The 26,118-nt window shown below is 49.7% G+C and carries 19 protein-coding genes and 2 pseudogenes; 13 read left to right on the top strand and 8 right to left on the bottom strand.

The genetic code is table 11. The annotated features are described in order from the left end of the window. Positions 1–43 precede the first annotated feature (43 nt). From H8S52_RS01865 to H8S52_RS19795, 10 genes are all read left to right on the top strand, one after another. Positions 44–1,486: a hypothetical protein gene (locus H8S52_RS01865; RefSeq protein WP_007569382.1), complete on the top strand. Its 1,443-nt coding sequence runs from the start codon at positions 44–46 to the stop codon at positions 1,484–1,486. 40 nt (positions 1,487–1,526) lie between these two features. After that, positions 1,527–2,018 (top strand): hypothetical protein, encoded by a 492-nt coding sequence (locus H8S52_RS01860; RefSeq protein WP_007569380.1) that lies wholly within the window; start codon positions 1,527–1,529, stop codon positions 2,016–2,018. Positions 2,019–2,430: 412 nt separating this feature from the next. Further along, positions 2,431–3,063 (top strand): DUF4903 family protein, encoded by a 633-nt coding sequence (locus H8S52_RS01855; RefSeq protein ID WP_044301994.1) that lies wholly within the window; start codon positions 2,431–2,433, stop codon positions 3,061–3,063. Between the two features lie 89 nt (positions 3,064–3,152). Next, positions 3,153–5,510 carry a TonB-dependent receptor gene (locus tag H8S52_RS01850; RefSeq protein WP_008655042.1) on the top strand — a complete coding sequence of 786 codons (2,358 nt, stop codon included), beginning with the start codon at positions 3,153–3,155 and terminating at the stop codon, positions 5,508–5,510. Between the two features lie 14 nt (positions 5,511–5,524). Beyond that, complete coding sequence (locus tag H8S52_RS01845) at positions 5,525–6,238, top strand: HmuY family protein (RefSeq protein ID WP_008655044.1); 714 nt, start codon at positions 5,525–5,527, stop codon at positions 6,236–6,238. A gap of 8 nt (positions 6,239–6,246) precedes the next feature. Then, positions 6,247–6,501, top strand: a complete 255-nt coding sequence (locus tag H8S52_RS01840; protein WP_225719307.1) for a hypothetical protein — start codon at positions 6,247–6,249, stop codon at positions 6,499–6,501. Beyond that, on the top strand, positions 6,488–7,417 hold the full coding sequence (locus H8S52_RS01835; RefSeq protein WP_007569373.1) for a hypothetical protein: 930 nt from the start codon (positions 6,488–6,490) through the stop codon (positions 7,415–7,417). Before H8S52_RS01840 ends, H8S52_RS01835 begins: the two co-directional genes overlap by 14 nt. A gap of 12 nt (positions 7,418–7,429) precedes the next feature. Then, the gene (locus tag H8S52_RS01830) at positions 7,430–8,323 is read left to right on the top strand and encodes a hypothetical protein (protein ID WP_007569372.1); all 894 of its coding nucleotides are present in this window, start codon (positions 7,430–7,432) and stop codon (positions 8,321–8,323) included. A gap of 10 nt (positions 8,324–8,333) precedes the next feature. Further along, a complete protein-coding gene (locus H8S52_RS01825) occupies positions 8,334–9,812 on the top strand; it encodes a PepSY domain-containing protein (protein WP_007569370.1) in 1,479 nt (492 codons plus the stop codon). Between the two features lie 62 nt (positions 9,813–9,874). Further along, a complete protein-coding gene (locus tag H8S52_RS19795) occupies positions 9,875–10,057 on the top strand; it encodes a hypothetical protein (protein ID WP_054349832.1) in 183 nt (60 codons plus the stop codon). Between the two features lie 489 nt (positions 10,058–10,546). On the opposite strand, the gene H8S52_RS01820 is transcribed toward H8S52_RS19795, so the two are convergent. The 7 genes and pseudogenes from H8S52_RS01820 to H8S52_RS01790 all read right to left on the bottom strand — a co-directional run bounded on the left by H8S52_RS01820 (position 10,547) and on the right by H8S52_RS01790 (position 18,616). After that, complete coding sequence (locus tag H8S52_RS01820) at positions 10,547–10,993, bottom strand: N-acetyltransferase (protein ID WP_007569366.1); 447 nt, start codon at positions 10,991–10,993, stop codon at positions 10,547–10,549. A gap of 131 nt (positions 10,994–11,124) precedes the next feature. Continuing rightward, a pseudogene (locus H8S52_RS01815) lies at positions 11,125–11,956 on the bottom strand (phosphoribosyltransferase family protein). A 165-nt stretch (positions 11,957–12,121) separates the two neighbouring features. Further along, positions 12,122–12,433 carry a helix-turn-helix domain-containing protein gene (locus H8S52_RS01810; RefSeq protein ID WP_007569362.1) on the bottom strand — a complete coding sequence of 104 codons (312 nt, stop codon included), beginning with the start codon at positions 12,431–12,433 and terminating at the stop codon, positions 12,122–12,124. Between the two features lie 56 nt (positions 12,434–12,489). Next, positions 12,490–13,845, bottom strand: coding sequence for an efflux transporter outer membrane subunit (locus H8S52_RS01805; protein ID WP_007569361.1), 1,356 nt, complete (start codon positions 13,843–13,845; stop codon positions 12,490–12,492). Beyond that, positions 13,846–16,959, bottom strand: coding sequence for an efflux RND transporter permease subunit (locus H8S52_RS01800; RefSeq protein WP_007569360.1), 3,114 nt, complete (start codon positions 16,957–16,959; stop codon positions 13,846–13,848). After that, positions 16,956–18,080: an efflux RND transporter periplasmic adaptor subunit gene (locus H8S52_RS01795; RefSeq protein WP_007569358.1), complete on the bottom strand. Its 1,125-nt coding sequence runs from the start codon at positions 18,078–18,080 to the stop codon at positions 16,956–16,958. The genes H8S52_RS01800 and H8S52_RS01795 overlap by 4 nt, the downstream gene beginning before the upstream one ends. Beyond that, positions 18,077–18,616, bottom strand: coding sequence for a GNAT family N-acetyltransferase (locus H8S52_RS01790; RefSeq protein ID WP_171059046.1), 540 nt, complete (start codon positions 18,614–18,616; stop codon positions 18,077–18,079). Before H8S52_RS01790 ends, H8S52_RS01795 begins: the two co-directional genes overlap by 4 nt. 412 nt (positions 18,617–19,028) lie before the next feature. On the opposite strand from H8S52_RS01790, the gene H8S52_RS01785 reads away from it, so the two are divergent. Both H8S52_RS01785 and H8S52_RS01780 read left to right on the top strand, forming a co-directional pair. Then, positions 19,029–20,078 carry a sensor histidine kinase gene (locus H8S52_RS01785; protein WP_226794729.1) on the top strand — a complete coding sequence of 350 codons (1,050 nt, stop codon included), beginning with the start codon at positions 19,029–19,031 and terminating at the stop codon, positions 20,076–20,078. Continuing rightward, the gene (locus H8S52_RS01780; protein ID WP_007569354.1) at positions 20,075–20,830 is read left to right on the top strand and encodes a LytTR family DNA-binding domain-containing protein; all 756 of its coding nucleotides are present in this window, start codon (positions 20,075–20,077) and stop codon (positions 20,828–20,830) included. The genes H8S52_RS01785 and H8S52_RS01780 overlap by 4 nt, the downstream gene beginning before the upstream one ends. Positions 20,831–20,896: 66 nt before the next feature. Here the strand turns inward: H8S52_RS01780 and H8S52_RS01775 are convergent. Further along, positions 20,897–21,535 (bottom strand): annotated as a pseudogene (locus H8S52_RS01775) (DUF1016 N-terminal domain-containing protein); the annotation flags it as partial. Positions 21,536–21,971: 436 nt separating this feature from the next. On the opposite strand from H8S52_RS01775, the gene H8S52_RS01770 reads away from it, so the two are divergent. Further along, complete coding sequence (locus H8S52_RS01770) at positions 21,972–26,000, top strand: N-6 DNA methylase (RefSeq protein ID WP_118364386.1); 4,029 nt, start codon at positions 21,972–21,974, stop codon at positions 25,998–26,000. The last annotated feature ends 118 nt before the right edge of the window (positions 26,001–26,118 follow it).

Here is a 26,118-nt window from a genome sequence, read left to right as displayed (position 1 = left end):
GCACCCCGAAATAATAATAACGAAATAATAAAATCACAGAAAGATGAAAAGAAACAATTTGCATGTCGGTTTGATGGCATTCGCAATGCTGCTGATAGGGGCATCGTGCAGCGATGACGACAACACCCTCTCATACAGCACGGGTGCCGTGCAGAATACCGAATTGAAAACCATTCTTGTTCAAAGAGGCTACACATTCAACGAGGACGGCAATCTGTTGCTTGATGATTTGGCTAACAATACGACGACGCTTGACCTCTCCGGAACGCAGATTTCCACAGACGCACTGGCAGAACTTTCCATGTTCCCTAACTTGACTGATGTGGATCTGTCGGACAATGGTTACGGCCCGGCGTTCGACTTTGCCAAATTGCCGGAACAAATCACCGGAATAGACCTGACGGGTAATGAAATCTACGACTATGATAATCTTGTGAGTGTCGTAGTGGAAGAAAACGGTGATGAAACTGTGACTAACCTGCACGAAATTACCAAACTTTACCTTCCGGAAACCGCTAAAGAGAATATCGAAGATCTCGTGCGTTTCTACCGCCAAAACAAGGAAGCCATCACCGCCGGCACCATTGATATGAAGATGACTGATGTCGACGGCAATCTGCAAACTTATACCACCCTGCGCGACGTGCCCGACGCAAACCTGCTCACTTATTTGCAGACAAATTTTGCCGATCTGTTTAACGGCGACCAAATAGACCTTAGCAAACATTTGGGACTCGACCAGAAAACAAAGGAACTGCTTGTTGCTCCTGCTGATAATGTTACCAACTTTGAGGGTATTCAGTTTCTGGTGGAGAATCCTTATTGGGAAGGTGCTAAAATCAGCCTTTATTCTGCCGGAGAAGAAAGTATAGCTTCTATGCCCAATATAAAAGTAGGGAAATTCATAACCCAAGTCATCCTGCAAAATATAGAAGTGGAAGATATCGACTTATCCAATGCTACAGATTTGCGAAGTGCTTGGGTCCAAAATAACCCGGCATTGCAGAAGTTAGATTTGAGTTATTCCACTATTTGGGGTCAAGGAGATAAAGAAACGGAAGGCAATGGTACGTATGGCAGTAGTCTGATGGTTCTGGGTTGTCCTATACTGAAAGAAATCAAATTGCCCGAAAAAAATGAATTGAAAGCCTACAGAATTGATATTGAATGCTTGGACGCATTGGAAACATTTGACATGTCGAATGTCAAGATGGTAGCAGAACTCAGTATAGGTGATTTGAATAAAGACTTTAATCTGGTTTATCCGGAACTGACCATTTTCTATAGTGAAGATGGATATGCCGGTACTTATTTCGCTTGTTCAGAGAACACTTTCTATAGAGAATCAACCCAAGCATTCCTGAAAGCAAATTATACAGACATTGACCCAGACGATACGGTCAGAAGGTTAGGTTATACTTCTTCTTTATCGTATGATAAAAACAAAGGATGCCGTTGGAGGACTTTATTGAACAAACAAAAATAAAGTGTAATTATTTTTTTATTAAACTTTAATTATAAAAACGATGCGAAAATTTTTCTTAGGAGCTGCCCTTGTTGCAGCAAGTTTCGGAATGGCACAGTCTGCTGACGCTGCCACAGTGATGGATGTAGATGGTGTAAGTACCGTATTGGCAATCAGCGATTACGAAGGTACTTATAACGGTACAATGGATCAAATCAAAATGAGAGGAGAAGATTATGAGCCACGTGCTGCATCTTATACTCTTGAAAATGGTATTTTGAGTTGCGATTTTCCGCAGATCGGAAGTATGCCGGGGAATATCACTATCGAGTTGGAAGTAGAAGTAGATGAAGAAACCGGTGAAATTACAGCTTTCAAAGGTGATAAAGCAGGAACTTTGACCATTTTAGGCATGGATTTAGTAACATTGAAGTTAGATTCTTTGACTGATGCCAAAGTTACAGGCAACACTATCGAGTTTACTCTGGCAGTATCCGGTAAGTTCTTAGGTGCAGATTTCCCTGCATCCGTACACTTTGTTGGAACAAAATAATTCGTCATTATTTTGTCAAGCAACGAAATTAAATTCAGAAAGAGTAAGGAGAAAGCTGTCAAACGGCTTTCTCTTAGCTCTTTTTTTGTGTGTTACTAAGAAAAAATTATCACAATATATTCACCTCACCCAATGGGGAAGACACCATTATCCTGTCAGCAAGGCTGCTATGCCGCTAAAAACACTTCCGGTATGCAACCGACGGCGAGGAAACAAAATTATCCAAACCGCCTGAACCGCTTCTGAAGCCTACATGCGGTACACATCAAAGACAGACTTTGCCATCGGAAAAAGCCTGCCTTTAATCATGTAAAAACCATGACTTTACATACCCTTTGCGGAATACACGCAGGCAAGGGTAATGAACAGGAAACAATTATGGATTACAAAACAAGTAAATTATATAAGCAAAATGAAAAAGTTATACTTTTTATTCAGCCTTCTTATGGCAACAGTAATCGGATTAAGTTCGTGTGAAAGTGACGATTCACTTACCAATGAGCCACCTGCACAGGAATATATTGATAAGGCGAAGGAAATCCTTGTAGGAGACCTCGTGCTCTCAACCCGTGCTACAATGAGCGGTGTGGACAAGACGCTGTTGGAAAGCGGTTGCCCCACCAAATTCAACTTTTCTTGGCGGGAAGACGGCACGATGGTGCTCGACCTGAGCGACTTCACCGTGGGCGCCATGCCCTTCGCCATCACCTTCCGCTGTGCAACGAAGTTTATGCAACTCAACAGTTGGGAAAAGGATGAATACCCCGGCAGCGGTTGGGTGAAGTTCGTGGGAACGGACGGAAATGTCACCACGAGCGGCGATGACGCTGCGGACAACCAGGAAGGGAGCGGCGCCCGTGTAGATGGTTTCCTGAACGTGGACACCAAGCAAGTGGAGTTCATCGTGGACTACAACATGATGAACGTGCGCACCGAAACCTTCCTGCAAGAAATCGACAAGAGCCGTATCGACCGCTTTGAAGAAGAATTTGCCCAGTACGAAAAAGACTTGGAAGAAGCCAAGAAAGAACAGGGCAAGGCTTGACCTTTCGATTGCAGGAAAGAAGGAAAGACCGTAAGACACACGGCTTTCCCTCTTTTTTGTGTAGAATAACATGTTTTGATGATAGACAGATGAAAAGAATAACAGCCATCTTATTTTGTGTCTTACTGGCATGTATGAATGCCCAGGCACAACGTAAAGTAAAGCTCAAAGTTCTGGAGAAAGGGACGGAACAGCCGGTCATCGCGGCCACTGTGGTCTATGCCGATAACGAAGCGTTGCAAAACCTGCAGGGGAGCGTCACGAATGTGGACGGGCTGGCGGAACTGAAAATCCCCTCCAAGAAAACGTATTATTACAAAATATCCTATGTCGGTTTTGTTCCGGCAACAGGAAAGATAGAAGCGACCGAAACCGAGAAGACCGTCTATCTGGAAGAGGATCATTTGGGACTGAACGAGGTAGTCGTCACCGGTTCGCGTACAGCGCGACCCATCAAGATGTCGCCCGTTACGACGCAAGTCTTGGGCGGCAAGCAGTTGGTCGAAGCCGGATACAGCAACCTGCAACAGGCATTGCAGCAGGAAACTCCCGGTCTGAATATCCAGAAGGTGGGCTTCGGAAACGAAATCTCCATGCAGGGGCTCGACGCCCGCCACGTGCTGTTCCTGATGGACGGCGAGCGCATGACGGGCGACATGGCCGGGAATCTCGACTACGAGCGTTTCAACCTGCACGCCATCGACCGTATCGAGATTGTAAAAGGAGCCAGCAGTACGCTGTACGGCTCGCGTGCCGCCGGTGCGGTAATCAACCTTATCACGAAGAAAACGACCAAACCGCTTTCCATCGACGCAGGTGTGCGCTACGGACAGATGAACGAGCGCAATTACAAGAATCCGCAACCGAAGGATTTTTTGTATATGTTCGAGAAGAATGCCGACCGCCCCAACCTGCAAGGCTGGGTATCTGCCGGATTCAAGGCGGGGAAAGTAACCTCGCAGACCGACGCATGGTACAGTTCCTCGGATGCGTTCTACATGTATCAGGCGGAGAATGACAAGAAGGTCTACACGCAGGAGGCCAATCCCTTCCTTCCGCACGACATCACCGTGGTCAACTCGTCCTCACGTCCGCCGATGGGCATCGAGGGCAAGGAGCATATCACGGTTTCCCAAAAACTGTATTACGACCCGACCGATGACCTCTCGGTCTTGGTTTACGGGAGCACCTTCTTCATGAACACGTATGACCTGATACAGGACATGACTTTCAGCCAGGCGCGTGACTGGACGGCGGGAGCCAAGCTGACCTACCACGTGAAGGACTGGTTCAGCGTTACGGGTAGCCTTCATGCCGACTTTTACGACCGCTTCAAGCGGCACGAGCGCATCGACACGCGCAACAAGGACTACGAGAGTAGCATCTGGCAGCCGCGCCTGACCATCACGAGCAACTACTTCGACGGGCACAGCCTGATCTTCGGTGTGGAACATACGTCGGACGAACTGACCTCCGACCGTTTCTCCGGCAATGCCAACCACGATCTGAAAACCCGCGCCTTGAAAGAAACGGAGTATTTCTTGCAGGACGAGTGGACCATCAACCCCAAGTGGATGGTATCTGCCGGACTGCGTACCAACTTCTCGAAGGCGTTCGGTTTCATGGGGATGCCCAAGATTGCCGCCAAGTATTCGCCCAACGAACGGTGGAGCATCCGCGCCAACTATTCGATGGGATACCGTTCTCCGAGTATCAAGGAACTCTTCTTCAACTGGGACCATTTGGGCATGTTCATGATCCGCGGAAACGAGAACATGCAACCGGAAAAGAACAATTATTTCTCGCTGGGAGCCGAGTACAGCAACGACCGCCTGTTCCTGTCCGGTACGGCCTACGGCAACTATTTCCGTGATAAAATCGAGGGCGTATGGCGCATCTACGACATGCAGTACAACTTCGAGTACACCAATTTGAGCAAGCAACGCCTTCTGGGGCTGGAAGCCTTGCTGCGCTGGCACGTGCTGGACTGCCTGACGCTGAACGGGACGTACAGCTTCGTGAACGTGAGCAAGAACGAGGGCATACAGGTGAACACCACCTCTCCCCATGCCGCCACGGCCAGTCTGGACTACAAGTTCACGAAGAAGAACTACCGGTTGAACGCCGTGTTCAGCGCCTCGTACATGGGACGCAAGAAGTTCGACGTGCAGGACCGCGTGTTCGTGGAAGAGGACAACAAGAGCTATGACGCCTACTTCCGTTGCGACCTGCCGCAATACGTGCTGTGCAACCTGTCGGTGTCGCAGACCTTCTACAATAAGGTAAAACTGACGCTCGGTGTGGACAACATCTTCAACTACGTGCCGAAAACCCTCGGTTCGGGCATCACGATGTTCAACGTGCCCGCCACGCCGGGAACACGCGGATGGGTGCAGTTGGAATTTATGCTGGACGATGTGATTAACTCTTTAAGGAAAAAGAAATGATTAAATATACGACAATGAAACGTATGGGATTATTCAAAACGGTAAGCCTCCTGCTGGGCTGTCTCACGATGTTCTCCTGCGTGGACTATGACGACATACAGCCCTTTACGGGCAAGACGCTGCCCCGCAAGTCGGGCTATTCCACAGGGGTGACGAACGACTGGATATACTTCAACCTCCGCACGGGAGAGTCATTCAACACTTACACCGTGAACAAGGACATCAAGGAAGGCGAACAAATCAACCGCACGGACTGGGATCTGGCTTTCTGCGGCTATACCATGCGTACCAATTCGGGTACGAGCGGCATCGGTCAGGGCGGTGCCGCCGACTTGGGCTATGGCGGTTACGATGACTGGACGAGCGTTTCACAACTGCCTTCCGACTTGGAATGGGTCGTTGACACGGACGACGTGCGCGTCACCATGTCGCAGAACGACTGGAACCATTACCTTGTGGAAAACAATCTGGACTTCGATGCCAACCCGTGGTTCGACCCCAACAACGGTCCTGCCACGACCGAGACCAATGCCAACCCGCTGCTGTCGCAGGCCATGAGCTTCTCCGGGCCTCCCCCCACATACACCCCTTCGTTCCACACGTATGTGGTGCGTACCGCCGACGGAGAGAGGTACTTCAAGATACAGATTATCAGTTGGTACGATGCCAACGTGGAAATCGGTGATGAAGGCGGGAGAATCAGTTACTATTGCGACGAATTGAAATGACGGAAAGTATGATGGGACAATTCGTGCGCTTTATGCGCTTCTGCAACCGGCGGTGGGTGAAATGGCCGACAGTTATCGTCTTCCTGACGGCGATAACGGTCGCCCACTTCGTCATGGCAGACAAGTACGGGGACAGCCCCAATGCTCCCACTTGGGAGTTTACAATTACGCTGCACGCCGCCATGCTGGTTGCTGCGGCAATTATTATAGTATTCTACAAGAAACGTATCAAACGTAAATTAATGGAATATGGAAAAGACTAACGTAACGACCACTGAAACAACAAATGTAACACCTCCTGCCGCCAAACGGCGCTATTGGTGGAAAGCCATCGCTTCTTTCCTCATGGTATTGTTTACCATGCCTTTGGGGCACGGGCTGATGATTATCATGGAGCATCTGATGAGCGAGACCGTTCTGCACTATTCGGCCTTTGTCATGGGCGCGGTAGGTATGGCGATGGTGATTGTCGGCGTATTCGCCAAAGGAGATACGCGCCAAACACTCTGGGGATTCTTCGGCGGTCTGCTCTTCTGGACAGGCTGGGTGGAATTTCTCTTCATGTATTTTGCCAACCGTTTCGGCACGCAGCCGGAACTCGACCCTGTGACGGGTGAAATCGTAACCCGTCCCGAATATCTCATACTGCCCGCCTCGTTCGGTTTTTGGATGATGATTATGGTAATGTACCTGTTCAGTACAAAGAACGGATGCAACTTCATCAACTGGTGGCAACGGTTGCTCTTCCGTGGTAAGAAGAACGACATCGCCGCCCGCCCCATGACGCGCCACACGAGTATCGTCACATTCATGGAACTGATGATGTTGCTGTGGACTTCCTACCTGTTGCTGATGTTCTGCTACGATGATGTATTCCTGGGCGAGAATCATCCGGTGACACTGTTGGTGGGGGTCGGATGCTTTATCGGCTCGTTCTTTATCTTCGCCAAACAGTTGCGCCTTTCTGCGTGGGGGGCCAACATCCGTATGGCAATCGCTACCGTTATCGTGTTCTGGACACCGATTGAGATCCTTGGCCGTATGGATTTGTTGAGCGAGATATGGGTAGACCCTATGGGGCATAAGACGGAAATGATTATCATACTGGCAGCGTTCCTTGTACTGGCTGTTTACCTGTGGTATATGGGTGCGAAGAAAAAGAATGCCGTTTCCCAATAAAGAAAACCGGATATGGCAGCAACAAAAGAGAGAAAAAGGCACTGGCTTAAAGCGTTTGTCTCCATCGCTGTGACATTGGTTGCCATGCCGCTGACACACATCCTGGCACGTGCGCTGAAAGACGGTACGGCGGGGGTGGAACAGTTCTATGCCGGTATGGGAATGGGGCTGTTCGGTTTGCTGATGGTCATTATCGGTGTATTCATAAAAGGCGACGTCAAACAAACGCTGTTGGGTTTGTTCGGCGGTATGTTTTACTGGATGGGCGCCATCGACTTCCTGTTTATGTACTATGCCAACCGTTTCGGCACGCAGGCGCAGCTCGACCCGGTAACGGGCGAGATTGTCAGCCGGCCGGAATACCTGATACTTCCGTCCACATTCGGGTTCTGGGCCATGACGATGATGCTGTACCTGTTCTGCACTGCCAACGGCTGCAATTTCCTGAACTGGTGGCAGCGCTTGTTCTTCGGCAAGCACAAGAAGGAAATCGCCGCACGCCCCATGACACGCCATACCAGCATTGTCGCTTTTATGGAAGTCATTACCATGCTGTGGACGTGCTACTTGGTGCTGATGTTCTGCTACGATGAGCGTTTTTTTGGTGACCATCATCCGGTGACATTGCTTGTCGGGATGCTGGGCTTCATCGGTTCGCTGTTCATGTTCGCCAAGCTGTTGCGTTATGCTTCGTGGGGCATGAGCCTGCGTTTCGGTTTCGCCACCGTAATTATCTTCTGGATCGCGGTAGAGGTCTTCGACCGGATTCACCTGCTGAACGGGCTATGGGCAAATCCACAAGGACATGTGCAGGAAATCGCGTTGATTCTGGTTTCGTTTGCAGTAACCGGGCTTTATCTCGCTTGTGACAGACGAAAGAAAACTGCGGATGTAAAACGACAATAAAAGATAAATCATGAAACGGATAACTTGGAGGAAACATCATAAATGGTTCGGGTTGCTGTTCTGCTTCTTCATGCTCATGTTCTGTTGGAGCGGTATTGTGCTGAATCATCGTGAAGCGGTGGCCGACATCAACGTCAGCCGGAAGTGGCTGCCTGCGGGTTATCGTTTCGAAGCATGGAACGGCGGGCTGCTGAGGGGAACGCTGCGCTATACGGACAAGGATTCCGTGGCTCATATACTGGCCTATGGTGCAGCCGGGGTATGGCGCACGGACACTGCCGCCTCGGCTTTTGCGGACTTCAACGAAGGACTTTCCCAAGGGGCGGACTACCGTAGCATGAAAGGCATAGTGCAAACACCCGACGGTACGCTGTATGCCGCCGGCCAGTTCGGCCTGTACCGCCACGACGGAACGGCTTGGATAGAAATCCCCCTGCCTTTGGACGAGGGAGAACGTCTTTCGGACATCACCGTCCGGGGCGACACGCTGGTAGTTGCCGGACGTTCGTACCTCTATCTCTCCACGTCTTCTCACGCCGGATTTCGGAAAATACAGGTGAAAGTTCCCGACGGTTACGAGCCGAAGGTGACGCTTTTCCGCACGGTGTGGATGTTGCATAGCGGGGAGTTGTTCGGCACGGCAGGCAAGCTGGTTGTGGATGCGGTGGCTGTTGTGCTGGTTCTCCTGTGCCTCACGGGGCTTGCCTACTGGCTGCTGCCCAAGGACATGCGCCGCCGCCACCGCCACGGGCGGCACACGGAAGGCGAAGCCCGATGGACACGCCTCTCCCTGCTGTGGCACGACAAGCTGGGACGCACCACTATCATACTGACCCTCTTGGTGGCCGTTACGGGCTGGTGTCTCCGTCCACCCGTCATGATACCGTTGGCTCTGACTAAGACACCCGCTCTGCCCGGCACTTCCTTAGACAGCCCTAATCCTTGGCACGACAAGCTGCGCATGGTGCGCTATGACGATATGTGCGGTGACTGGCTGCTCTCCACTTCCGAAGGTTTTTATTCGCTGGCTTCACCGGATGCCGTTCCCGTGAAGGTGGAGGAAGCTCCCCCGGTCAGTGTCATGGGGCTGAATGTCTGGCAAAAGGATAAGCAGGGGAACTGGCTGGCCGGTTCGTTCAGCGGCCTGTTCGTTTGGGACAGACAGCAGGGCTGGGTAACGGACTACTTCACGGGAGAAGAAGCCGAAGATACAGCCGGTCCTCCTTTCGGCAAGTTTGCCGTTTCGGGTTACAGTGCGGATTTCAAGGGAAAGGAATGCGTGGTGGAATATTACGAGGGAACGGATGCACTTGTCCAGCCCGGCGAACTCTCCACACAACCCATGTCGCTTTGGAACTTCGCTTTGGAAGTACACAGCGGACGGGTGTTCATAGGCAGCGTGGCTACTTACGTGTTTGTCTTCCTCGTGGGAGGAGGATGCGTATGGTGTCTGTGGACAGGATATAGGGTGAGAAAAGGAAACAAGTAATAAAACTTGTTTTTAAGAAAGTCTCTTGGAGATTGAGCACACCCGATTCTACACAAAATGCGATGGCATACGGCAGAACGCCCTGTTTATTTTCATGCAGGACCGGAGAGATAAAACGGCATTTGAAAGAAACGGATTGCCAGTTGAAAATTTGGGAGGCTTTGTTCAAGATTCCATTGGTTGGAATGACCGCATACGGAGACATCGCCTCTTTGCGCATAAAAAGTGAGGTTGTGCCGGTTTGAAGTGAACAACCTCACTTTTTATAATTTGGGGCAGCGATTGTTTAACATCCTCCGCAACATCCGCCTCTTCTGTGTTTCTTGTGATGACGATGATAATCGCAGCAACGACCTTCATGATCACAATCTACGCAACTTCTGCATTCTTCATTCTTGCGACAACCTCTGCATTCCGAGCAGTCCGTATCGCATTTACACTTGCGGCAGGTACAGTCCTCGCAACAACATTCTATTTTCACTGTTTCCTTTTCTTTTTTGTCCTTTTGTGCAAACAGGGTCACACAGCAGGCTGAAAAAACGAGGACACAAGTCAATACGATTTTCTTCATAAATTATAATGTTTTAATGTAATGACTAAAAATACTTGTCCCTATTATTCTTGGTTTTTCGGGAAAATTAAAATTACGTTTCCAAAAATAGAGATATAATTCAATAATCACAAATCACTTATAATAAATGATGTGAAAAATGAGATTCCATTCAAAATATGAATTAAGAGAAATCTTTCCGCAAGTACACCATGTCGGTAAGCAGCTTTCCATCCTCATAAATCGGATGATCGTAATTATCCGTGAAGAAATTTTTCAGTCGGTGTGAGATACGAAAGCCGCAATGTTCGTAGAAAGAGAGTGTAGATGGCGTATCTCCCGTACCGACAAGCATGACGGAACATCTGCCCTGATAGTATCCAAAGAGATAATCAACCAGCCGTTTTCCGTATCCTTTGCGTTGGGAGGAGGGACAAACGGCTATGTTTTTTATTTCGTAAATACCCTCTCCTTCACACGTCACTACAGAGATAGCCTTCAGACCGTCATCATAGAGGGCAAACATCTCACCTCGTTCCAGATATTTGTCTATCATGCTTTCTTGTTCATCTGCCAACAACAGCAAATCCAAGAATTGTTTCTTGTTAGAAGTAATAAGTTTTATTTCCATGTCATATATTCTTTTTCCAATGTTCCAAAACCGTTTCCAAGTGTTCAAGTCCCCTTTCTACCACCCCTTGATAAAAAGGATAAGGCTTTTTCCCGATGATGTTCAAACGAATTTCAACAATAGTCATTCTTTCATTTCGTCAGTTCCTTGATTTTGTTCACGATGCAGCCACCCCACACGTGCGCCTTTATCAGAAGCAGAGGCGGCCGGGTAACGGTTTTTCCATAGAAGATGGCCGCCACCACCTTGCCGCCGCACCTTTCTATCTCCTCCTTGTAGTCGGCCATACTCTGTCCGCTTGTCAGCACGTCGTCCACGATGATAATCTGTTTCCCTTCGATATTCCCCGTGATACGGTAGTTCCTTTCGAGGATACGGTTTTCGCCGCCTTTCGCCTCGTGCAAGCTGTCGCGTGACTCGAACACATCGACATCATATAAGCCCGAACTTAGGTCCGGCCGGTGGGTTGTGATGTACCAGTCGAGCCGTTTGAATCGCCGGGCATACTTGAACTCGTCGCTGCACGGCATAAACAGGATGTGGTAAGGGGCATCGGCCAAATTCAAGACGGACATGCACGCCTTAAAAAACTCGATACCGTGATTTTCGCCCTCTTTGAACTGGTAGAGGGAACAGCAGAACGCCCGCTGTTCATCGTCGATCAGGTCGGCGTACCGTGAAGGATAGTAATACCCATAGAAAGCGACTTTTATTCCGTGCGATTTGAACGGCTTGAGCGGCTGATGGTCCTCGAAAAAGTCCGAACGGGCGAAACAGAACATGAGGCAGGCTTCCCGATGGCCCGCCAGTACCGCCAGACGGCAATAACGGTCGCGCTCTTTGGCGGTAGCGGCGTGCTGCTGCGAACGCAGCAGCTGCAGTCTTCCGTCGCCAGAAACCGGCAAGATACGACAGCAGGACTGCAAGGCCGCACAAAACCATGAACCAGAGCTTTGCTTCCATATTCATTGGGATAAGGTTATTCCGACATACCTGTACAACCGGCAGTTTTCTCTGCCACGGGAGCTTTGCACCTGCCGTTCACCTGTTTCAATGTCTTCTCGAAATATCTTGTTTTCATGTATTTATGCAATTTATTACTGTGTAATATATAAGCAAAGGAATGAATTACATTTTGTCTGCTGACATTCCTAATATTTTTTCCATATTGGGACGAAAGAAATTGCCCCACTCTTCCAGTTTCTCAATGATAGGCAAAAGGGTTTCACCTATCGGAGTAATCGAGTATTCGGAATGTGGGGGAAGTTCCGCAAATATTTTCTTCTCTATGATTCCATACATTTCCAATTTCTTTAATTGCTGATTTATAACACGAGCATTGGCTTCAGGAAACAATTTGTGTAATTTGCTCGGACATTTAGCCCCATCGCTTAGCTCAAAAATGATACAACTTTTCCATGTCCCACTAATAACTTCCATTGCAATTCTGATTCCGTAATCAATGTCAAAAGGTATTTTCGATACCCGATTCTAATTTATATTCCACCTCCCAGTGCATGATAAAGTTTGATAATACTCTGTATGCGGTCAAAGCTGGTTTGCAACCGGTTTGTCTCTGCTTCAAGGAGTGACTGTTGGGTAGTTAATATTTCCAGATAGGTGGTACCGGAATGGCGCATCAACAGTTCCGTCTTTCGCACAGCTTCACGCAAGGTTTCAACCTGATGGGTGTTTATTTCAAATTGCGATTTTGCCGTCTGCCATGCGGTTAAGGCATCATTCACCTCTTTCCCCGCGTTCAGTAATGACTGTTGGTATAACAATCTGGCTTCTTCCTGACGGGTTTGAGCAATTTTCAAATTAGCGATATTTGTTCCACGGTTGAATAACGGCTGTGTCAGCGAAGCGATTGCATTGAACAGCCACTGTCCGGGATTGGTGATTACCCCGCCTCCATTGTTGGTCCAGCCCAATGTACCCGAAAGAGTGATATTGGGGTAGAAGGCCGAGCGGGCTACATTGGTGGCGTAGAACGCTTGAGCCAGTTCCATTTCAGCCCGACGAACATCAGGACGATTGGATAATAACAGCAAAGGAACTCCGACAGAGATTGTATCGGGGAAAGACGCTTCTGCCAAATCGCTCCGCTCAATCGAGTGCGACGGCATGGCAAGTATCGCCGACAAGGCGTTTTCTGTCTCAGAGATACTTTTGCATATAGCCAGTTGCGATGATTCCAGCTGCATCACGTTTGCCCTTGCCTGCAACACACCGGCATCATTCGCCTTGCCCACCTTTTTCAACGCTTCAAGTGTGCGCACGGTAGCCTGCCAGTTTTCCAAAGTCCGATGATTTATCACCTTTTGCGCATCAAGCAGGGCGAGGGTATAGTAACTGTCCGCTATCGTAGCGACAAGCTGTGTCTGTACGGCCTGCCGGTAGTCACGACTTCCTTGCAATGCGGCAACCGCACCACGCTTTGCTGCCGTAAGTTTGCCGAATAATTCAAGCTCCCAACTTGCGGACGCTCCCACATTGTACGCCTTTGCCGTAGCTCCGTCATATTTGTTTCCGCTGCCTTCCGCACTGATTCCCAATGAAGGGAGGTACGACAGTCTGGCTGTCATCAGGGCGGCTTCTGCCGCTTCCACTCGCAGGCGTGCCACATTGAGGTCGGTATTCTGCCGGAGTCCTGTCTCAATCAAAAACTGAAGTTTACGGTCGGTAAACATCTCCCGCCATGACATGGATGCAAGCGTTGTTGTATCAATGCCAGCCGGGATATTCCGGTACAGCTTCTCTGTCGGAATGTCAGCCCGATGATACCGGCTGTATGTGCCACAGCCGGTAAGCATCAAGGTTGATATGGTAAATAAGATGATCTTCTTCATTTAATTACGTTTAATCCGTTCTTGAATATATTGAAATGTGATGAACAGTGACGGTACGAGGAACAGCAGTGCCAGCGTACCTACTATCATACCTCCGATTACGCCCGTGGCGAGCGAGCGGCTGCCGTTGGCACCCACACCATGAGCCATCATCAGCGGAACGAGTCCGAACACCATAGACAATACGGTCATCAGGATGGGGCGCAGGCGAACCTTTGCCGCACTGTATGCCGCCTGCGCGAGGGTCATGCCTTCCGACCGCCGCTTGCCGGCATATTCGGTCAGCAGAATGGCTGTCTTGGCAAGCAGCCCGATAATCATAATCAGTCCGGTCTGCATGTAGATGTTGTTCTCCAGCCCGAACAGTCCCGCGAACAGGAAGCTGCCCATCAAACCGCAAGGCACGGACAGCAACACGGCAAACGGGATGAACACGCTTTCATAGAGGGCACACAGTATGAGGTATATCAAGACCATGCACAGCACGAATATCCACACGGCATTGTTCGTCGTATTGCTTTCTTCGCGCGACAACCCTCCCAACTCGTAGGTGTAACCTGACGGGAGAACGTGGTCGGCAGTTTCCCTTATGGCCTTCAATACCTGTCCCGAACTGTATCCTGTTGCCGGCGACCCGCTGATGGAAATGGCATTGAACATATTGAAGCGGGTCAGGTCCGACGGACCGTTGGTCTTGGTAAGACGGACAAAATGGCTCAACGGCGACATGGAGCCGTCGGAAGTACGGACATACATGCCGTCCAACGATTCGGTGTCCATGCGATATTCGGCAGGAGCCTGCATGGTGACATGGTACAGTTTTGAGAAGCGGTTGAAATTCGATACATATTCTCCCGAAAAATATCCCGAGAGTGTTGACAGGACATCGGAAGGAGACACACCGGACTGTTCGCATTTGGCAGCATCTATATCCACCCAGTATTGCGGATAATCAGCCGCGAACGATGAATAGACCTCACCGATCTCCGGTCTGCCCGACAACGCTTCCACAAACCGGTCGGTCACTTGGCTGAAGGCGGTTATGTCTCCGGCGTTTTTGTCCTGCAAGTACAGTTCAAAACCGTTGCCCATCCCATATCCGGCAATCATCGGGGGCGACATGGCGAATACGGTGGCATCGGGAATATCGGCGGTGGCGGCATAAATACGGCCTATTACATCGTTCACCGACTGCCCTTCCCCTTTGCGCTCGTCCCAATCCGTGAGAGTGAGAAAAGACATGGCCTGCGAAGGTCCCGAGCCACTGAAAGAAAAGCCTGCCACAGTACCGTTGTATTCAATCTCTGCGATACTGTCAAGACGGCTGTTTATACGTTTTAGGGTTTTGCCGGTCTGCGCCATGGATGTACCGGGTTTCGTGTTCATGCTGACCATGACCGTGCCTGTATCTTCTTCAGGAATAAGTCCGGTCTTGGTCGTATTGACAAAAAGCACCAACAGCCCGAACGATACCGCGATAGTGCCCCACAGCAGCCACCTGCGATGAATGACATATAGCACACCGCGCACATAACGACGGCTCAAACGGTCAAAAACCGCATTGAATGCCTTGCGGAAGCGTGCCGCGAAGTTGTTCTTCGTGTTCCCGTGCTCGTCAATGTAAGGCTTCAGCAGCAGGGCGCACAATGCCGGAGAAAGGGTGAAGGCATTGATGGCCGAAATGCCCACGGCAACCGCCATCGTGATACCGAACTGCGTATAGAACGCCCCTGAAGTACCGCCCATCATGCCCACAGGGAAGAACACCGCCATGAAAATAAGGGTGGAGGTCAGAATGGCCGACGACACGCCCTTCATGGCATCATCGGCGGCAAGCACCGGAGACTGATACCCCTCGTCGAACTTCGCCTGCACGGCTTCCACCACCACGATGGCATCGTCCACCACCGTGCCTATGGCAAGCACAAGGGCGAAAAGCGTAAGCAGGTTGATGGAAAAGCCTATCAGTGACATTACGGCAAACGTTCCGATGATGGACACGAAGATAGAAATCGTGGGAATCAGCGTGGACTTGATGTCCTGTAAGAACACATACACCACCACGATGACTAAAAGTATCGCCTCGATAAGCGTCCTGATGACAGAATGGATGGAGGCATTCAGGAACTTGTTGGTGTCGGTAAGCACCACAAACTCTGCCCCTTCGGGCAAATCGCGGCTGAGGTCATCGAGTACCTCGTGTATCTCATTGATGGTGCTTGATGCGTTCGAACCGGATTTCTGGTTTATCATCATCATGGCTGCCGGATGTCCGTTCACTTCGGATGAATAATTGTAATACTCATCGCCCAGCTCTATATCCGCGACCTCTTTCAATCGCAATACATCGCCGCCGGGCAGGGACTTGACCACCAGTTCGCCGAACTCTTCCGCAGTCGAGAGCCTGCCCCGGTATTTCATCGTGTACTCGTTTGCCCCGTCGGAGTTCTGTCCGAAAGAACCGGTGGCGGCCTCAATGTTCTGCCGTGCCAATACCGCCGAAATATCATCCGGGATAAGCCCGTACCCCGCCATCTTGTCCGGTTTGAGCCACAAACGCATACTGTAGTTCGAGCCGAACAGCTGTGCCTTTCCGACACCGCCTATACGTTTCACCCGTGGCTCGACATTGATTTTCATGTAATTGTTCAGGAAAGTCTGGTCGAAACGGTCGTCGGGTGAGTAAAGCGCGAAAGTCATCAGCTCGGCATTCTGCTGTTTCTCTGTCGTGACGCCGCTTTTGGTGGCTTCCGCCGGAAGCTGGCTTAACGCGCCATTCACACGGTTCTGCACGTTCACCGCCGCCATGTCCGCGTTGGCACCCTGCTTGAAATAGATGTTGATGGAAGCATCGCCCGTGTTGGATGCGGTAGAGGTCATGTAGATCATGTCCTCCACTCCGTTAATGGCTTCCTCAAGCGGGACGATTACCGCTTTCTGCACGGTTTCGGCATTCGCACCGGGATAGGTACAGAACACGTTGACAGTAGGCGGTGCAATGTCGGGATATTGCTCCACCGGGAGCACTTTGATGGCGATGAGTCCCATCAAGACAATCACCACGGAAATAACGCCCGAGAATACCGGGCGGTCTATGAAAAATCGTAGATTCATGGGGTTACGTTTTTAGGTGTAACAATCATTCCTTCCTTTACAAGTCCTACCCCTTCGGTGATGATGGTGTCGCCCACGGACACACCTTGCTTCACCACGAAGTGGTTACCATCGTTCAGACGGTCCACGGTCAGGTAGGCTGCTTCGGCCTTTCCGTTTCTGAGGCGGTAGGCGATAATCTTGTCCTGCAATTCCACGGTGGCGGTCTTGGGCAGCAGGATGGCATCCGCATCCACTCCTTGCAGGACGATATTGCCGATGGTGCCGCTCAGCAGCTCACGGTCGGGGTTGGGGAAGCGGGCTTTGATTTGCACCGCCCCGGTGGTGGCATTGACCACGCCACTGACAGTCTCTATGCGTCCCTTCCGTCCGTAGAACGTGCCGTCATTCAGTTGCAGGCCGACTTCCGGCATTTGGGAAATCATCTTGTCTATGGAACCGTATTGTGTCCTGAACTGACGCAGCTTGTTTTCGGAGACGGAGAAATAGGCGTACATTTCCGCATTGTCGGAAACTACCGTGAAGGGCTGCGTCATGCCGGGACTGACAAGTGCGCCGATGCGGAAAGGAAGCGTGCCTACCACTCCGTTGCTGGGACTTTTTATCTCGGTATAGGAGAGATTGTTGCGGGCATCCGTTTCCTGAGCCTTTGCCTGTTCGAGTTCGGCAAGTGCTACCGCCAGCCCGTTGCGGGCAAGAGAGAGTTCGTAATCGGATATGACTTTCTCATCAAACAAGGCTTGCTTGCCTTGCAGCTCGATCCGTGCCGTTTCCACTTTTGCCTGTGCTGCGCTGACGTTTGCCTGTGCGGTGCGCAAGGCTGCCTGATAGGGCACTTGGTCGATGACGGCAAGCACTTGTCCCGTCTTAACCTGCTCCCCTTCTTTCACACACAGGCGGGTGATACGGCCCGACACTTGGGGTACTATGTCCACATCCTGCCGCCCACGGATGGAGGCGGAATAACTTTCTTGAAATTCAACTGCCCGGGAAGAAACCACCATGACGGGCAATGTCTGTCTCATTTCCTGTTCCCTCTGTTCTTGTTTGCAGGCTGTCAATAATGCAGCCAGCAGGCTTGTTACCGTGATGCCGGCTATCCATGTTCTTCTATTCATCATCTGTTCTTATTGTTTTTCCATTCCTTATTCAATACCGCATAAATGCAGGTGTCCTCATACCGTGGTGTTCCATCGGGATGGCACACAAACGATATGAATTCCTTCATGCATCCTTCATATCTCATTCCGAGACGTTCGCACAATCTTTTCGACCGCAGGTTGTCATCCTCCACAAAGCCGTAGATGCGACGTGCGCCTGCTTCACGGAAAAGGTAATCCAGAAATTCCGTTGCCGCTTCATGCGCCAATCCCTTGCCCTCGAAGCGTTGGTTGAAATGCCAGCCCACGTTGAATGTGTCGGCTTCTTCACGCAATGCAAAAACATCACCGATTATGAAATCGTCTTCCTTCAGGCACACGGCATAGCGCAGCAACTCCTTTGGAGTATTGGATATATAAGCCAGTGCAGACTCTTCAGAGCACAAGCGTTCGCTCACGAAGCAGTTGACACGCGGATGGGAGAGGTATTCCAGCAAACCAACGGCATCCTTCTCCTGAAAATCTCTGATGATAAGGTGTTCTGTTTCAATAATCATAAGTCGCCAATTTTGGCTGCAAAGATATTCCATACCCAATTTGCCGACAACCGGCATGCAGTCGAAACGGAAAAAAACATTTATAAAACAGCTAAAATGGCTTCTGAAATGTCATTGTAAATGCTCTTTTCAAAGATGCACATCTTTGGGCAGTTAAGCCATGCTTCTTGATGCGTCACCTTCCTACAGATTACCAAAATCATACCCTGTTTTGGCAATCTACGTTCATTATGCAAGCATCGAATACAGTATAAATGATAGAACCATCTGTCTCGACACTCCTTTTATCTGTTTCAACTGCTGTTTTGTCTGTTTCATCCGGTTTCGACCTATCAAATGAAAAAGCAAAGTCGTACCTTTGCAACATGAAGTAACTTTGCAACCAAATATGATCAAAGAAAATGTAAAAATAATGAACTGGCGGAACGGCTTCCTGCTATCGCTCGTTTCCTATATCCTCTACCTTATTATATGGTTAATTCTTGATGACGAAACCGCCAACCAATTACCGGGAATGGCGACAGTCGATTATGTCGTCGATTTTTTGTTGTGTATGCTCTTTACCTACATATCCTTGGGGTTCTCTTACCTTGTTTTTAAGATTTTGCCGTTCAGAACATCTTATGTGTGGGTGATTGTCTATGCTTCCTGTCTTTTGACGCTGAATAACCTCGTTGCGTTCGGCATGACATCTCTGTTCAATCTTTTGTGGGATGAAACCGGCAACGGGCTTCTTGACGAACTGATCAACATGAAGGGGGCTTACACTTTTGCCATGATAGCCACTTTCATATCAAGCGTTTATGCCAACACATTCTTCCTCCAGTCATACATCAGGGCGCGCGATGAGAAGCAGGCTCTTGAAATGGCACTGATGAAGGAGAAGGAGATTGCCTTACAGTCGCAACTCAACTCGCTGAAGCTGCAAATTAATCCGCACTTCATGTTCAACAACTTCAACAACCTGCTGGAATTGATAGAGGAAGATACCAAACTTGCCGGCAAGTTCCTGAGTAACCTGTCGAAAGTGTACCGGTACATCATCACCAATCTGGACCGGAATCTGATTCCCGTCAGAGATGAGATAAAGTTCCTTGAATCATACTTGTATCTGATGCAGGTGCGCCACGTCGGAGGGGTCGTCACGAACATCAGCCTCGAACTGAAAGAATGCAAAGGATACCTTCCCCCGGCCGTGTTGCAACTTCTTGTGGAGAATGCAATAAAGCATAACGGTTTTTCGATGGAAAATCCGTTGTTTATTGACATCACGTTGTCTGACGACTATATCACAGTGCGCAACCTTAAATCTTCCTTGCTCTCAAAAATGGAATCGACCGGCTTGGGTCATAAAAACATAATAGAGCGTTATTCGTTGCTCTGCGATAAAAAAGTCAAGATAGAAAATGCCGAGAACTTCTATTCGGTGAGTTTGCCCATCATAAAAAAACAGTCCCTATGAAGATACTGATTCTTGAAGACGAACAGCGCAATGCCATGCGTCTCATTAGATTGCTGAACGACATTGATACGACGTTTATAATTGAAGGACCACTTACAAATATCAAAGAGGCGGTCGATTTTTTCCAATCAGGCAAAACAACAGACCTCATCCTTGCGGATATCCGCCTTACTGACGGCCTGAGTTTTGAAGCGCTTAAATATGCTCCGGCAACCGTTCCAATCATATTCACCACCGCATACGATGAATATGCGGTACAGGCTTTCAAGTTCAATAGCTTTGACTATCTTCTGAAGCCTTTGGATGCCGATGAACTTGAAGCTGCCATAGATAAAGCTACCAAAGCTGGCAAGAATTATGCTGACGAAAATCTCCGGCAGCTTTTCGATTCGTTGCAGAAGAACCAGTTCCGCTATCGGGAACGTTTCCTGTTGCCCTATCGTGACGGGTATAAGACCGTACGTGTTTCGGACATCAACCATATCGAAACCGAAAACAAGACGGTATACCTTCGTCTTAATAATGGAACTTCAGAAGTTGTCAATATGTCAATGGACGAACTCGAACAGCAACTCAATCCTGATTGCTTCTTCCGTGCCAACCGCCAATACATAATTAACATAGAATACGTATTGTTTCTTTCTAATTATTTCGGAGGGAAACTTATTGTCCGCTTAAAAGGGTATCCGAACACAAAAATAACCGTTAGTAAAGAGAAGGCTCAACGGCTAAAAGAGTGGATTGACAAATAGTCTCTGCCATGCTATGATAACATTTCTGTACTCACTTTCAGTTAGAAAAAACTGAATATCTCGCTACTCCATGAGGAACGCGCGGATATTCTTTATAATCGCTTGTTCCAGTTCGTATTCGGAATGTTCTTTCGAAAGGCCCACAAGGTCGAATGTATATTCGTCTTTCAGGGCAAGTATGGCCTGGTTCTTTATCTTCTCCGGCAAGGTCATGTCGAAGTTGCTCTGACCGAGCAGATAATTTTCGTAGGTCTTTGCTTCTATCTTGTTGATAAGTACATCTTTCGTCCAGCCGTATTTCTTGGTTGACAAGATGTAGAATTGCCGTTGTTGCATCTCTTTGCACTTGGTCAGAATGACGATGTGCTTCGACCAGCTAATTTCTCCAACTAACGGTTGGAGAATTTCATTCGACCGGTATTCGGTATAAAAACGGGCCATGTCCCACATGTTGGAAACACCGAATCCCTTTATACCCAGAAACTCCTTTTGTATGTACCGCGAAAGGTTCTCCATGACGGATTTTCCCCAGCCCAAGGCCGCTTGTTGTTCGGTAATCCGCCTGCCGATTTCCCAATACAGGGCGATCATCTCTTTGTTTACGGCCTTCAATGCCTCGTATTGGGGCGACCGGATGCGGGAGGTTATCTCGTTTCTGAAATCGAGATATTCGGGAGATAAGATGGGAGTATTCTTTTCAGTCATAGGTTATTCATTATAATCGGTTACAGGGGTAAGTTTTTCTTTTGATTATGCACAGGATTCCCTTGTCTTATCCCATCTTCTCCGGATTTCCGGTCTGTCGGCAGCATTCCCCGTTGTACGACGCTTTCTCCCTTTTCTATACCCGTTCCGTCCTTTCTCCCTTGTACGCATTTTCCTCCCTCTTTTAGCTGTCGGTTTCCGTGCCCAGCCTTGCAGCGACCTGCGGGGTATTATTTTTCCGCGAAGGTAACGGGCCGTTCCAATCTTGCCAATGCCGGCTGCGCCGCGAGTGAGGCGCAAAAATCTTCCTCTCCGTTGTCGAGCGTATTTTTTCGCTTCAGCCTTGTCCGATTGTCCCTGCCACCTTCAAGAGGCAGAAAAATAATCCCGGAGGCCGCAAACAGGCCGAATAAAGGGAAACAAACAAGGTTAAATTATGAGTTACAGCAAATTAAAATCACTGGTGGCAAACGTGGAAGCCATTGCAACGGCAATGAAAGTCCGTATCGACGACCGACAAGCCACTGACGAAGAGAAAGAGGTATTATCCCGATATTCCGGTTTCGGGGGGATTAAAGATGTATTGAATATAGGAACGGAGCATACCGTCAGCGATGATGTGGCCGAGCCTATCCGCAAGCTGCAGGACTTGATAGGCGCATATCCCTATTATGACGACGCCATGCGGCAAGCCGTCATCAACAGTATAAAATCCTCCGTCCTGACTGCTTTTTACACACCGAAATTCCTCGTGGACGCAGTAACCCGGCAGATACACGCTACATTCAAGGATAACTGCCTGCAAATGAGTACCTTTCTTGAACCCAGTGCGGGAATTGGCGGCTTTCTGCCCGTCTCCATGCCCGGCACTCGCAGCTACGCTTTTGAAAAAGATTGTCTTACGGGGCTTATCCTGTCGCTTCTGTATGACGAGGCGACCACGGTAACGGCAGGCTTCGAGACGATAGCCGACCAGCATCTGGAGCATGAGAGCTTCGATGTTATCGCCTCGAATATCCCGTTCGGCAATTTCCGGGTGTTCGATGCGGAAATGTGGAAGAAAGGCGGCATGTACGAACAGTCAGCCAAGACCATACACAACTACTTTTTTGTCAAGGCAATGGAACTGTTGAACGAGGGCGGACTGCTGGCGTTCGTTGCGCCGAGAGGAATTGCCGACACGCCGGGCAACAAGTTCGTGCGCGAGTACCTCGTCAATCATGCCGACCTCATAACGGCCTTACGGCTACCCGATACCCTTTTCATGCAGACGAGCGGCATAGAGGTAGGGAGCGACCTTTTGATATTCCAAAAGCACAGCCGCAAGGCGACGCTCTCGTTACGGGAGAAGATGTTTTTGCAGGTCTCCAAGGAAAAGGTCGACACGGCAGGAACGATGACCGACTATGCGAACAAAATCTTTACCCTCCCCAAGACCGCCCTTGCCACGGACAGTCGCATTGCGCTGAACCAGTTCGGTAAGTACGTCCGCAAATACCAGTGGTTAGGCGATGGAAACGCCATGTCCCAATACCTTTCCGCACTGCTCAAATACGATTTCGACCGCTATTTTCGCAAGGCTCTTTTTGCCAATCACGGCCAGGACAACACCCCCGTGCAGATGTCTCTTTTCGGCGAGCCGCAGACGGTCAAAGGCATACGTGCCTACACGGAGGACATGGAAACATGGATGAAGAACGGCGCAATGGTCGTTTTCGAGGGGCAGGTAGGTACGCTTCGGTTTCGTAAGTCGAGCCGTTACACGGAGACAGCCGTTGATTTCGTACCCGTGGACGAGGGCAAGGTAAATACGGACAGGGCCGCCGACTATTTCCCCATACGCAAGGTGTATTTCGAGCTGTCCGGCAGGGAACGGGAAGAACAAAAGGAGTGCTCGGAACTGCGTAAACAACTCAACACCCTATACGACGCTTTTATTGCCAAATGGGGATTTTTCCACGACAACGACAACAAGGAGTTTATCTTGCTCGACAGCCTCGGTACGGAGGTGTTCACGATAGAAATGCAGGTCGGCAGGGACATCTTCAAAGCCGACGTTATGCGTGAACCTGTAGCTTTCAAGAAGATAGACACCGCCGTAACGCTGTCCCCCGTGGAAGCCTTGGCAAGCAGCCTGAACTTTTACGGCAAGGTCGATATGGGCTACATGGCACAAGCCACGAACAAGGAGGAAGAAGAAATCATCGAAGCCCTGCAAGGGGAAATTTTCTACAATCCGGCCAATGGGGAATGGGAGCACAAAGGAAAGTTCCTCTCCGGAAACATCATCGCCAAGCAGGAAGAGACGCTTTCCTTTCTCCCGAATCTCGCAGGCAAGGAGAAAGAATGGGCCGAAGCGTCCGCAAAGGCACTGGAGAACACCATACCCGAACCGATACCCTATGAAGAACTCGACATCAACATGGGCGAGCGGTGGATAGATACGAAGCTGTACGCCGATTTCGCCTCCGACCTATTCGGAGTGGGTGCGGACGTGATGTATTTCGACGTGAACGATACCTACTTGATTCGGCTGCAGGGATATTCGCCCGTGGCATACAATACCTATTCCGTGCGCAATTACAACGGCGAGGACTTGTTTGTACACGCCCTGCACGATACCGTACCTGAGATAACGAAAGAGGAATACCGGAACGGCAGCAAAATACGTGTGCCGGACGAGGAAGCCATGCAGGAGGCCGCCGCCAAGATACAGGAAATTAGAGACCGTTTCAACCGGTGGCTTGACGATGAGCCTTTGGAAGTCCGGGACGAACTGGTAAGGACATACAACGAGCGCTTCAATTGTTACGTGCGTCCGCACTACGACGGCTCGGCGCAGACGTTCCCCGGCCTCTCTTTCGAGCTGTTCCCGTACAAAGAACTTTATCCCTCACAGAAAGACGCTATCTGGATGATTAAGCAGAACGGCGGCGGTATCTGCTGGCACGAGGTCGGCACGGGCAAGACGATGATTATGTGCGTGGCCGCATACGAAATGAAACGTCTCGGACTGGTGCAGAAACCCCTCATTATCGGGCTGAAAGCCAATGTACACGAGATTGCCGATACATTCCGAAAGGCATACCCCACGGCCAAGGTGCTCTATCCGGGCAAGGAAGATTTCACCCCCGCCAACCGCAAGGAAGTGTTTTCAAAAATCAAGAACAACAACTGGGATTGCATTATCCTGACACACGACCAGTTTAGCAAGATTCCGCAATCCGAAGAAACCATGTACGACATATTCTCGGAAGAACTGGCCGATGTGGAGCGCAGCCTCGAAGTGCTGGAGCAATCCACTATGCGTTACCGGAGCGGCAGGATGCAGAAAGGACTGGAAACCCGGAAACAGAACCTTGAAGCCAAGCTCGCCGAACTGCAGATGAAGATAGACCTCCGGAAAGACGATACCATCGATTTCCGTTCGATGGGCATAGACCACATTTTTGTAGACGAATGCCACTGCTATAAAAATTTGATGTTCCAGACACGCCACACGAGAGTAGCGGGCATCGGCAATGCGCAAGGCTCGCAAAGGGCGATGAACCTTTTGTTTGCCATTCGGGACATTCAACGCCGCACGGGAAAGGACTTGGGGGCTACGTTCCTGTCGGGTACGGTGGTCGTCAATGCGCTGACCGAACTGTACGTGATGTTCAAATATCTGCGTCCAAGGGAACTCAAACGGCAACAAGTAAGCTGTTTCGACGCTTGGGCGGCTATCTTCACGAAAAAGGCCGCCGACTACGAGCTGAACGTAACGGGTACGATAAAGCGCAAAGAGCGTTTCCGCACTTACATCAAAGTGCCGGAACTGGCGATGTTCCTGCGGGAGATTACCGACTATCGTACAGCCGATATGATAAACCTCGATGTGCCGGACAAAAACGTGCGTTTCCTTTCCCATGCACCCACTATCCAACAGGAGGAAATGATCGGGCGGCTCGTCGCCTTTGCGCACAGCGGACAATGGGAAGATTTGGGGTTGGATATTCCGCAGCCGGACAATCTCGACAAGGCAAAAATGCTTGTTGCTACCAACGTGGCCCGTAAGATGTCTCTTGATATGCGTCTGTTGGGCGATAAGTTTACTGATGACCCGAACAACAAGGCTTCGATTTGCGCAAGAACTATTTATGATTATTATGTAAGTTCAAATGCCAATCGTGGTACACAGTTCGTCTTCAGCGACCTTGCCACTTACAAGCCGAACGAGTGGAACATCTATAGCGACATCAAGGACAAGCTGGTGGCAATGGGGATTCCTGCCGATGAAATCCAGTTTATCCAGTACGCCAAGACCGAACGGGCGAGAAAGAAACTTTTTGCGGACATGAACAGTGGCAGGGTACGGGTGTTGTTCGGCTCTACCTCGATGTTGGGAACGGGAGTAAACGCCCAAGAAAGGGCCGTTGCGGTGCATCATCTGGAGATACCTTGGGTGCGACATGAAGTCGCATAGATAATTGTTGGAATGATACTTACGGGTATCAGCTTTAACCCGCTGTTCCGTCAGCGGTAGCCTACCGACCGATGCACCTTAATGTTGTATTAAGCGGTCGGGACGAAGTACACTTTCG

The sequence above is a fragment of the Bacteroides sp. NSJ-48 genome, assembly GCF_014287405.1.
GTDB classification, from domain to species: domain Bacteria; phylum Bacteroidota; class Bacteroidia; order Bacteroidales; family Bacteroidaceae; genus Bacteroides; species Bacteroides stercoris.
Note: the sequence above shows the minus strand (reverse complement) of the source record. Positions and strands in the feature narration are given on the sequence as shown.

What these genes read in the sequence shown, in the direction of transcription:
- H8S52_RS01835 (WP_007569373.1), top strand. Translation starts at nt 6,488, where the DNA reads ATGGAAAAGACTAACGTAACGACCACTGAAACAACAAATGTAACACCT.
- H8S52_RS01800 (WP_007569360.1), bottom strand. Translation starts at nt 16,959, where the DNA reads ATGAATCTACGATTTTTCATAGACCGCCCGGTATTCTCGGGCGTTATT.
- H8S52_RS01785 (WP_226794729.1), top strand. Translation starts at nt 19,029, where the DNA reads ATGAACTGGCGGAACGGCTTCCTGCTATCGCTCGTTTCCTATATCCTC.
- H8S52_RS01845 (WP_008655044.1), top strand. Translation starts at nt 5,525, where the DNA reads ATGAAACGTATGGGATTATTCAAAACGGTAAGCCTCCTGCTGGGCTGT.
- H8S52_RS01865 (WP_007569382.1), top strand. Translation starts at nt 44, where the DNA reads ATGAAAAGAAACAATTTGCATGTCGGTTTGATGGCATTCGCAATGCTG.
- H8S52_RS01795 (WP_007569358.1), bottom strand. Translation starts at nt 18,080, where the DNA reads ATGATGAATAGAAGAACATGGATAGCCGGCATCACGGTAACAAGCCTG.
- H8S52_RS19795 (WP_054349832.1), top strand. Translation starts at nt 9,875, where the DNA reads ATGGCATACGGCAGAACGCCCTGTTTATTTTCATGCAGGACCGGAGAG.
- H8S52_RS01840 (WP_225719307.1), top strand. Translation starts at nt 6,247, where the DNA reads ATGATGGGACAATTCGTGCGCTTTATGCGCTTCTGCAACCGGCGGTGG.
- H8S52_RS01780 (WP_007569354.1), top strand. Translation starts at nt 20,075, where the DNA reads ATGAAGATACTGATTCTTGAAGACGAACAGCGCAATGCCATGCGTCTC.
- H8S52_RS01855 (WP_044301994.1), top strand. Translation starts at nt 2,431, where the DNA reads ATGAAAAAGTTATACTTTTTATTCAGCCTTCTTATGGCAACAGTAATC.
- H8S52_RS01770 (WP_118364386.1), top strand. Translation starts at nt 21,972, where the DNA reads ATGAGTTACAGCAAATTAAAATCACTGGTGGCAAACGTGGAAGCCATT.
- H8S52_RS01805 (WP_007569361.1), bottom strand. Translation starts at nt 13,845, where the DNA reads ATGAAGAAGATCATCTTATTTACCATATCAACCTTGATGCTTACCGGC.
- H8S52_RS01790 (WP_171059046.1), bottom strand. Translation starts at nt 18,616, where the DNA reads ATGATTATTGAAACAGAACACCTTATCATCAGAGATTTTCAGGAGAAG.
- H8S52_RS01830 (WP_007569372.1), top strand. Translation starts at nt 7,430, where the DNA reads ATGGCAGCAACAAAAGAGAGAAAAAGGCACTGGCTTAAAGCGTTTGTC.
- H8S52_RS01810 (WP_007569362.1), bottom strand. Translation starts at nt 12,433, where the DNA reads ATGGAAGTTATTAGTGGGACATGGAAAAGTTGTATCATTTTTGAGCTA.
- H8S52_RS01850 (WP_008655042.1), top strand. Translation starts at nt 3,153, where the DNA reads ATGAAAAGAATAACAGCCATCTTATTTTGTGTCTTACTGGCATGTATG.
- H8S52_RS01860 (WP_007569380.1), top strand. Translation starts at nt 1,527, where the DNA reads ATGCGAAAATTTTTCTTAGGAGCTGCCCTTGTTGCAGCAAGTTTCGGA.
- H8S52_RS01825 (WP_007569370.1), top strand. Translation starts at nt 8,334, where the DNA reads ATGAAACGGATAACTTGGAGGAAACATCATAAATGGTTCGGGTTGCTG.
- H8S52_RS01820 (WP_007569366.1), bottom strand. Translation starts at nt 10,993, where the DNA reads ATGGAAATAAAACTTATTACTTCTAACAAGAAACAATTCTTGGATTTG.